The organism is Rhodoferax sp. OV413 (assembly GCF_900104385.1).
Classification (GTDB): domain Bacteria; phylum Pseudomonadota; class Gammaproteobacteria; order Burkholderiales; family Burkholderiaceae_C; genus Rhodoferax_B.
The window spans coordinates 423,538-433,880 of sequence record NZ_FNJA01000005.1; the positions used below are offsets into that span (position 1 = coordinate 423,538).

Annotated in this window: 1 protein-coding gene; it reads right to left on the reverse strand. The window is 69.9% G+C overall.

What is annotated here, in order from left to right:
- Positions 1-93: 93 nt before the first annotated feature.
- The gene (locus tag BLT66_RS18685; protein ID WP_218922630.1) at positions 94-10,320 is read right to left on the reverse strand and encodes a non-ribosomal peptide synthetase; all 10,227 of its coding nucleotides are present in this window, start codon (positions 10,318-10,320) and stop codon (positions 94-96) included.
- Positions 10,321-10,343: the final 23 nt, after the last annotated feature.

A 10,343-nucleotide genomic window follows, 5' to 3' on the forward strand; every position in this document is an offset into this window, starting at 1 on the left:
GCAGCGTTTCCATAGCCTGCATCCAGCCCATCCAAACCAGATCGGCCGCAAACAGGCCGACCCCGGCGCCATGCCGGGGCCGTCGCTCACTCTTTAAATTGCCTCCATTCCCGACCGCATGCCGAGCTGGCCCTCGAGCATGTCGGCCACTGCCTGCAGCAGCCCGCGATTGCCGGGCATGTCTTCGTGGGTAGCATCGATGCGCACCATGGCCATGTCCGACTGGGCCAGCTGGTTCGCCAGCGCATCGATATCTTCCTGGCGCCGCTGCGCCGTCCACCAGGCGCAGGCCGGCACCTGCAGCGCCGACAGCGGACCACTGGCGAGCGCCAGCCGGCGCAGCCGGTGCCCGACAATCAGGTGCCGGGCGAGCTCAATGTCGCTCATCGCGGCGTAGACCGCACGGGCCTGCCGGCGCGACCCGGCCACCCGTGACAGCCAGCCGGCCAGAGCCGCAGGATCGGCGTCGGCGTCCGGCAGTTCGGCCAGCCGCATGTCGCCGTCGTCGATATGGATGGCGCTGCCGGGCTGCATCGCACGCACGAAGGCCGTCACTTCGCGGCGCCAGTCCAGCAGCTCGCCCAGCCCGGCCGCCGGCAGGTACGGGTCGATCAGGCCGAGGTAGGCCACGCGCTGGCCTTGCGCTTCGAGCCTGGCCGCTACCTGCGCCGCGAGGGTGCCACCGAGCGACCAGCCCAGCAGCAGGTACGGCCCCTGTGGCTGCTCTTGGCGGATCGCACGCGCGTAGTCGGCCGCCATCTGCTCCAGCGACGCGTCGTAGAACGCGAGATCGGACAGCATCCGGCACATCAGGCCGATCACCGGCCGCTGGCCTAGCAACAGGCGCGCCAGTGGCTGGTAGTCGAAGACGGTGCCATAGCCCGCATGCATGCAGAACAGCGGCAGGCCTTCCTGGCCCATGCCGTTCAGTCGCACCAGCGGCGAACCCGCAAACGAGGCCATGGCCGGGACTGCGGCCACGGCTTCGACCTGAGCGGCGCCGCGTTCGAGCAGGCCGGCGATAGTCGGCCTTTGCAGCAGATCACGCAGCTTCAGCCGAGGCCCCGGCAGACCCAGGGCCGCCATGCGTCCGACGGCCTTCAGGCTCAGCAGCGAGTCGCCGCCGAGTTCGAAGAAGTTGTCGGTCTCGCCGACGCGGGGCACGCCGAGTACTTCCTGCCACACCGTGGCCAGGGCCGCGGCTTCCGGGGTGGACGGTGCCACCCAGCGCTGCGCCGCCCGGCTGTCCGGCGCTGGGAGGGCATGCCGGTCCAGCTTACCGCTGATCAGCCGCGGCAAGGCGTCCAGCACGATCACATGCGCGGGCACCATGTAGTCGGGCAGGCTGTCGGCCAGGCCCGGCTTGACGCAGGCCGCCAACGCATCCCCGTCTTCGCCCGCAGCCGGCACGACGTAGGCTACGAGTTGCCGCCGTGTGCCGGCCTCGATGGCCAGCACTACCGCGTCGGCTACGCCGGGCAGGACACGCAGTCGGGCCTCGATCTCGCCGAGCTCGATGCGGAAGCCGCGGATCTTCACCTGATGGTCCTGCCGGCCCATGTATTCGAGCTGCCCGTCCTCGCGCCAGCGCACCAGGTCGCCGGTACGGTACAGTCGCCCGCCCGCGGCATCGAAGGGATCGGCTACATAGCGCTCGGCGGTCATCCCGCCCTGGCCCAGATAGCCGCGCGCCAGACCTTCTCCGCCGATGTAGAGCTCACCCACCATGCCGCGCGGCAGCAGTCTCAGCGCCGCGTCCAGCACATAGGCACTGCGGCGCCCGACCGGCTGGCCGATGGGCGCATAGGCGCAGTCGAAGCTGGTGTCGGCATCGGCCTTCCAGATCAGCGGCGTGACCACGGTTTCGGTCGGTCCATAGCCATTGATCAGGCGCTGCGGGCGCAGGTGCTTGCGCACCCGGTCGAAAGCCTCGCGCGGCATGGCTTCGCCGCCGAACACGTAGAGCTCCACCGGCGGCGCCTCGCCTTGCAGCTCTGCCGAATCAGCCATCTGTGCCAGGTAGGCCGGCGGGAAGGCGGCATTGCCCACCCCGTGGCGCTTCAGCGCGGCCAGGGTTTGCGGCGCGTCCCAGAGTTCGTCGTCGCGCAGCGCCAGCGCGGCGCCGATGCTGAGCGCGGTGAGCCAGCGCTCGTGCGCACCGTCGAAAGAGAACGACATGAAATGCAGTTCACAAGACTGCGCGCGCATGCCGTAGATGTCGGCCACCGCCTGGCAATGCATGGCCAGCGGGCCGTGCGCCACCGCCACGCCCTTGGGCCTGCCGGTCGAGCCGGAGGTGTAGATCACGTAGGCGATCTGCGCGGGGTGCACGGGAAGGCGCGGGTCATGCGCCGGCGCCCCGGCCAGGTCGAGCCGGTCCACGCAGATCGACGGCACAGACGACAGCACAGAGGCCGGCAGCCTGTCCGCCAGGTCCGACTGAGTCAGCACCAGGGCCAGGCCGCTGTCGGCCACGATGTAGGCGTTGCGCTCCTCGGGGTTGGCCGGGTCCAACGGCACATAGGCCGCGCCGGCCTTGAGCACAGCCAGGAAGGCGACGATGCTCTGTTCAGAACGGCGCAGCGCCACGCCGATGCGGGTTTCCGGTCCGGCACCGGCAGTGATCAGGTGGTGCGCCAACCGGTTGGCGGCCGTATCCAGGTCGGCGCAGCTCGTCACCCGGTCCAGCACGCGCAGCGCATCGGCTGTGGGCTGGCGCGCGGCCTGGGCCGCGATCAGCTCGTGGATTGCCAGGGCCTGCGGTGCCGCGCCCACGCCCTGCGCCATCTGTCGCAGCACGGCGTGTTCGATGGCGTCGACTAGGCCGATTTCTCGCAACCTCCGTTCGCCACTCGCGGCAAGCTGCTTCAGCAGGTGCATGAAGCTGCAGCTCAACTGCTCCACATCATCCTGGCGCAGCATGTCGCGCCGATAGACCAGCTTGACCGACAGTTGCTCGGCCAGATGCACTTCCACGTCCATTGGATAGGTGGTCACGTCATGGGTGCGCACGTTTTCGAAACGCAGTGAGCGCTCACGGTGTTCGGCCAGCGTCGCGTCCACCGGGTAGTTCTCGAACACCACGATGCTGTCGAACAGGCCCTCGCCGCCGTGACCGGACCAACGTTGGATCTCGTGCAGCGGCGTGTGCTCGTGCTCGCGCGCCACCAGGTTGCGCTCTTGCAGCAGGCGCAACCAGGCGCCCACGCTGGCATCGGCGGCGGTATCCACCACCACGGGCAGTGTGTTGATGAACAGCCCGAGCATGCGGTCGGCGCCGGTGAGCTCGGCCGGCCGGCCGGCAACAGTGGCGCCGAACACCACGGCCTGCTGGCCGGTCGAGGCGGCCAGCGCCAGTGCCCATGCGCCCTGCACCAGCGTGTTTGGCGTGACGCGTTCGCGCCGAGCCGCGGCCACCAGAGCGGCCGTCTGCGCGACATCGCAGCGCGCCAGCACCGAGCCATGCCCTGCGCCAATGACAGGGCGGCGCAAAGCGTCGGCCAGCCGGGTGGGCTCGGGCAAGCGCGCCAGCTCCGTGCGCCAGTAGGCCTCGTGAGGGGCCGCGTCCTGGCCGGCGAGCCAAGCGATGTAGTCGCGGTAGGGGCGCGGCGCCGGGCCGAGTGGCGCACCGTGGTATCGCGCCAGCACCTCGCCGAGCAGTTGCGAGGTGCCCCAGCCGTCCAGCAACAGATGGTGGCGGGTCCACACGAAATGGTGGCTTCGCTCGGCGCGGCGGATCAGCGCCAGGCGCAGCAGCGGCGGCCGCCTCAGGTCGAAAGCGCGATGCTGGTCCTGGGCGAACACGTCCAGCGCCTCTGCCAGGTCTGGCCGGTCGCGCCAGTCGAGCCGCTCGAAAGGTACCGCCACCTGGCGCGCCACCCATTGCAGCGGCTGCGCGTCGTCCTGCACGAAGCCGGTACGCAGAATCGGGTGGCGCTCGACGGCGGCGCGCCAGGCGTCGATGAAGCGCAGCTCGTCCAAGCCTTCGATGTCCACGCGCAGTTGGTTCACATAGGCCGCGCCGGCTTCGTCGAGCATGCTGTGATACAGCAGGCCGCGCTGCATCGGCCCCAGCGGATACAGGTCGGCGATGTCCGCCAGCGGCACAGGCAGCGCGTCCAGGCCGGCCTGGTGCAGACCGGACAGAGGAAAGTCCGCAGGCGTTAGTGCCACGGCACCGGTGAGGCAATGCTGCAGCAATGCTTCCAGGCGCTGGCCCATGCGGGCCAGTAGCGCCTTGATCTCGCGGCCTTCGTGGATGCGGCAGCTGTAGGTCCATTGCAATGTGAGCCGACCTTGATAGACACGTGCGCCCACGTCCAGCCAGGCGCGGCGCCGGCTGCCCGGAGCGCGCTGGCTGCCGGCGCTTTCGTCGGCGATGCGCCATGCCGATCCGGCATCGGCACGCTCGTCGATCTGGCCCAGGTAATTGAACTTGACCAGCGGCTGCGGCGCATCGGCCAGGCCCGTGCCTTGCGCGGACAGGTGGCGCAGCAGGCCGTAGCCGAGCCCTTTGCCCGGCACGGCGCGCAACTGGCCGAGCACAGATTTCAGGTCGGTGGCCAGCGCTTCTCCCCGGGCGGCCAGGCGCTGCGGATACAGCGAGGTAAACCAGCCGATACTGCGGCTCAGGTCGAGCTCGCCGATGTCTTCGCGTCCGTGCCCCTCGAGTTCGACCAGCACGCTGTCGCGTCCGGCCCATTCGCACAGCGTCTGCGTCAACGCGGTCAGCAGCAGTTCGTCGATGCGCACCCGTGCCTGCCGCGCCGCGTCGACCACCAGACGGCGCGTGAAGGCCTCATCGAAGTCCAGCGTGACCACTTCGGCATCGGCCACGGTGTTGCGGCCCTGCGCGTTGCCGGGCAGGTCCACGCCGCCGCTGCTCATCGCCTGCCAGTACGGCAGTTGCGCCAGCAGGGCCGGGCTGTCCGCCTGCGCGCGCAACAGCAAAGTCCAGTCCTGCCAGCCCGCGCTTTGCGGCAGCGGCTCGGGCTGCTGCGCCGGCTGCCGGGCCTGGAGGAAACAGGTTTCCAGGTCTTCCAGCAGGATGCGCCAGGACACGGTGTCGATCACCAGATGGTGGGCAGCCAGCAGCAACCGCGCGCCGGCAGGGCCGACATCGATCCAGGTGGCGTGGAACGGGCGCGCCAGGCTCAGGCCGCGCTGCAGCCGCTCCACCGTCTGCGCCAGCGCGGCCAGTGGCTCCTCGGCCTGGCTCAGGTCGATGAAGTCCAGATATGCAATCTCGCCGGATGCGGCGACCTGCTGTTGCCAGCCATCGCCATGGCGCGAGAAGCTCAGTCGCAATGCGCCGTGGTGCGCAACCAGGCGCTCGATCGCGGTCTGCAGCTGCGCGGCATCGACGCCGCGTTCGCCCGCCAGCATCAGCGACTGGTTCCAATGGTGCGCATCCTCGAAGCCCTGCTCGAAGAACCACGACTGGATTGGCGTGAGGGCGAAGGGCTGCCCGGGGTCGAGCCGGACGACCTGCGGGCCGGCTACGGCCGCCGATGCCGGATCGGCCAGCACATCGGCCAGTGCCGCTACCGTCTGCGCCTGCATCATCTGCCGCGGCGTAACGACCAGGCCCTGGCGGCGTGCCCGCGCCACGATCTGCAGCGTGAGAATGGAGTCGCCGCCGAGTTCGAAGAAGTTGTCATTCCGGCCGACGCGCGGCGCCTTCAATAGTGCGGCCCAGATGCCGGCCAGCGCTTCCTCGACCGGACCGACGGGTACCTCATAGGAGGCACCGGCCTGGGCTTGGGCCTGCGGCAGTGCACGCCGGTCGAGCTTGCCGTTGGCGGTGAGCGGCAAGGCGTCCAGCCACGTCAGCGTGGCGGGCAGCATGTAGTCGGGCAAGCTGCGCGCCAGCGCGGCGCGCAGGCGCGCAGCGTCGGCCGTGGCCCCGGTTTGCGGCACCACATAGCCATGCAGCTGCAGCCGACCATCGGCCTCGGCGCGCGCGATCACGGCGGCGTCGAGCACGCCGGTCTGGCTGCGCAGCATGCGGGCGATCTCGTCGAGTTCGACGCGGTAGCCGCGCACTTTCACCTGATCGTCGACGCGGCCCAGGAACAGCAGGCTGCCGTCTTCGAGCTGGCGCACGCGGTCGCCGCTGCGGTAGAGCCGCAGACCGGGCCGCTGCGGATGCGCCACGAAACGCTCCGCCGTCTGCCCCGGCCTGCCCTGGTAGCCGCGCGCGAGCTGCAGCCCGCCCAGATACAGTTCGCCGGCCACACCGTGTGGCACCGGCTCCAGCCGTTCGTCGAGCACATAGGCGCTGTTACCCGCCAGCGGCAGGCCGATGGGTAGCGTCTGCAGTCGGCTGTCGGCCAACGCTGCGGGCTGCGTGAGGATGCCCACCGTCGTCTCGGTCGGACCGTAGTGGTTCAGCACGTTCAGGCCGGGCCGCAAGGCGGCCACGCGCTCAAGCAGCGCGCGGCTCGTGGCCTCGCCGCCGAGGATAAGGTAGCGCGCGGGCAGCACGCCCGCCGGGTCGACCGCCGACAGCAGCGCCTGCAGATGGCTAGGCACGATCTTGAGCACGTCCACATGCTGCGCACGCATGGTGGCGGCGAAGGCGTCGGGATCGAAGGCCTCGTGGGCCCCGATAAGATGCAGCCGCTGGCCGCTACACAGCGCGCCGAACAGCACGGTGTTGCCCAGGTCCGCCGCCACGGTGGACACCATGGCCATGCCGCCCTCATACGCAGGCTGCGGCAAATCGAGCCGCGCCAGTAGCGCCTGCACGTAATTGGCCAGTGCTGCGCGCGTGACCGTCACTCCCTTGGGCTGGCCGGTGGAGCCCGAGGTGTAGGCGAGATAGGCCGCCTGCTGCGGCTGGACCGCCGGGGCCGCGAATTCCCTTTGCGCATCCACCGAGGGCACTCCGAAGCCGGGCAGCATGCCCTCCGCCATTGGCCAGCCGTGCAGCGGCCACACCGGCAGGCCTGCATCCCAGTCGAGCGGATGGCCGGCCAGCAGCAATGCCGCACGGCTGTCGCGCAGCTGGTAGGAAAGCCGCTCCGCCGGCAGTGCCGGATCCAGCGGCACATAGGCGCCGCCGGCCTTGAGCACGGCCAGCACGGCCAGCACGAAGGGCACGCCGCGTTCGGCGTGGATGGCCACGCGCACCTCGGGGCCGACGCCGGCCTGGCACAACGCCAGGGCTAGTCGGTCGCTGGCGGCATCAAGCTGGCCCTGGTTGAGCCGGCCAGCCATGTCCTGTGCGCCGCCGTGCCCGGGTTCGGCCCGTGCATGGACCTCCCATAGCGACAGGATGTCGGCCGCGTGGTGGACCGATGGCGCGGTTTCCAGTCCCGCGCTGCCCTGCGCTCTGGCGGTGTGGGCCAGCAGGGGAACGGCGGGTACCTGCGCGGCATACAGGTCGGCGAAGGCTTCGAGGAAGGCATCCACCTCACGCGCCATCGACTCGACGCAGGCTGTGTCGATCCAGGCCAGATCGGCCAGGTAGTCCAGCGTCAGTTCGCGGCCGACCAGGACGCGCAGAGTCAGTGGGTAGTGGCTGCCGCTTTCGCCATCGAGCGGGCCGAAGCGCAGGCCTTCCGGCGCGCCCTGGCGCAGCGCCTCGTCCACCGGGTAGTTCTCGAAAACCAGGATGGTGTCGAACAAACCGCCTCCGCTGCCGCCTGGTCCGGTGCGCTGGATTTCGTTGAGCGGCGTACGTTCGTGCTCGCGCGATGCGGCGTTCTGCGCCTGCAGCGCGCGCAGCCAGTCCCACAGCGCCAGGCTTGGCGCGCAATCGGCCACCACCGGCAGAGTGTTGATGAACAGGCCCAGCATCTGCTCGGCGCCGGGCAGGCTCATCGGCCGGCCCGCGACGGTGACGCCGAAGACCACGACGCGCTGGCCCGCATGGCGGTTCAGCGCCAGCGCCCAGGCCGCCTGCAGCAAGGTGTTCAGCGTGACGCGAGCCTGCCGCGCCACAGCCTGCAGGCGCAGCGTGCGCGCCTCGTCGAGCACCGTCTGGCGCTGTGCACGCCGTGCCGCGGGCGAAAGCTCGCGCGGCGTGGCGTGGGCCAGCAGCGTGGGCTCGTCGAGAGCGGACAGCCGCTGGCGCCAGTAAGCCAGGCTGGCCTCGCCGTCATGCTGGCCCAGCCACTGGATGTAATCGCGGTAGCGGCCCAGGCGCGGCGGCAGTGCGCGGCCGCCGTACAGGGTCAGCATCTCGGCGATCAACTGCGCCTTGCTCCAGCCATCGAGCAGGAGATGGTGGCTGGTCCAGACCAGATGCATGGCATCGGGACCGGTGCGCACCAGCACCAGGCGCAGCAGCGGCGGCTCGGCCAGGTCAAAGCCCTGCACGAGCTCGGCCTGCGCCAACGCGTCCAGCCCGCCGGCCACATCCTCCCAGCGCCGCCCGTCCTCCAGACGCAACGGTACCTCCACCTGGCGCGCCACCCACTGCAGTGGTCGCTCCGCATCGGCCAGGAAGCCGGTGCGCAGGATCTCGTGGCGCGCCATGGCGCCCTGCCAGGCCTGGCGGAAGCGTTCCACGTCCAGGCCCTGCACGTCTACCCGCAGCTGCGTGACGTAGGCGCTGCCCTGGCGTTCGTAGACGCTGTGGAACAGCATGCCGGCCTGCATCGGTGACAGCGGGTACAGGTCCTCCACCCGCGAAGGGGCGAGCGTCGACGCCAGCGCATCCAGGCCCGGCTGGGCCAGTTGCGCCAACGGGAAGTCCGATGGCGTGAGTCCCTGGGCGCCGCTGGTGCAGTGCGCAATCAGGGCTTCGAGCTCGCGCTGGAAGGCGTCTACCCAGGCGCGCACTGCCACTTCGTCGTGGCGGGCCCGGCTGTAGCTCACGACCAGGCGCAGCTCGCCGTCGTAAACCTGGCCGTTGACGGCGAATTCGTGGGTCAGCGCGGTGTCGGGGTGCACTTCGTCGCCGGCCGATTCGGCCGCCGGGCGCCAGCGCGCCTGCGCATCGAAGCTGCCGTCGAATTGGCCCAGGTAGTTGAACAGCACTTGCGCGGGACCGTAGTCGCCATCTTGGGCAGCGGTGGTGCCGGTCTGCAGCGCTTCGCGCTGCGCCGGCGTGCCCAGGGCCTTGAGCACGCCATGGCCCAGACCACGACCGGGCACGGCACGCAGGGTTTCCTTGACGCGCTTGAGCGCTGCGCCGGTGTCACCAGTGGGCTCAATCACCACCGGGTACAGGCTGGTGAACCAGCCAACGGTGCGTGTGAGATCGATCCCGTCGAACACGTCTTCGCGGCCATGTCCTTCGAGATCGATGGCCACGCGCGAGACGCCACCGGCCTCGCACAGGGCGCGGCCGAGTGCGGTCAGCAGCAGGTCATTGACCTGGCTGCGATAGGCCGCGGGCGCCTGTTTTAGCAAGGCCTGGGTGTGGGCGCGGCCGAGCCGCACTTCCAGACGTTCGCGTTCGCGCTGGGTGGCAGCGCCCTGCGGATGGGCGCAGGCAAGGGCCGGTGCGGCACGCTGGGCGCGCCAGTGGTCGAGTTCACCGGCGTAGTCGGAAGCGTGGCGGACCAGTGTTTGCGCCCAGTCCTGGTAGCTGCTGGTGCGGAGGGGCTGTGTGAGCGGCTGGCCGGCCAGGGCCTGGTCATAGGCTTGGTTCAAGTCCTGCAGCAGGATGCGCCAGGACACTCCGTCCACTGCCAGGTGGTGGATGACCAGCAGCAGCCGCGAGCTGCCGTCGGCGACGTCGATGGCCACAGCGCGCAGCAGCGGGCCAGCGGCGAGGTCCAGGCTGCGTTGGGCTTGCTGGCAGATGGCGGTGATGTCGGCGGCATCGTCGGCTTGGCGCTGCCACAACACTTGGTCTACAGCATGGGGGGCCATCGGTGCATAAACCTGGCGCCATTGGTCACCCGTGTGGCCATCTTCAAGGCGGGTGTAGCGCAGACGCAGCGCATCGTGGTGTGCGAGCAGCGCGGCCAGGGCCTGGCGCAACGCGGCGATATCCAGTGGCTGCGCGGCTTGCAGCAGAACGGATTGGTTCCAATGACTGTGTTGCAAGCCGTTCTGCCATTGCAGGCTGCTGCGGGCGAAGAAGTCGGACTGGATCGGCAGCAGAGGCACCAGGCCGCTGGGCGCGGGGCGCGCCGCCGCGGGGCTGCGACCATCAGCGGGGTCGAGCGTTTCGGCCACCGCCGCCAGCAGGGCCACGCTCTGGCGTTCGAAGAGCTGGCGCGGCGAGATCACCAGGCCTTGTTGCCGCGCACGTGCCACGATCTGCAGGCTCAGGATGGAATCGCCCCCGATCTCGAAGAAGTTATCGTGGCGGCCCACCTGAGCCAACCGCAGGACTTCGCACCATATAGCGGCCAGCACCACCTCCACCCCACCCTGCGGCG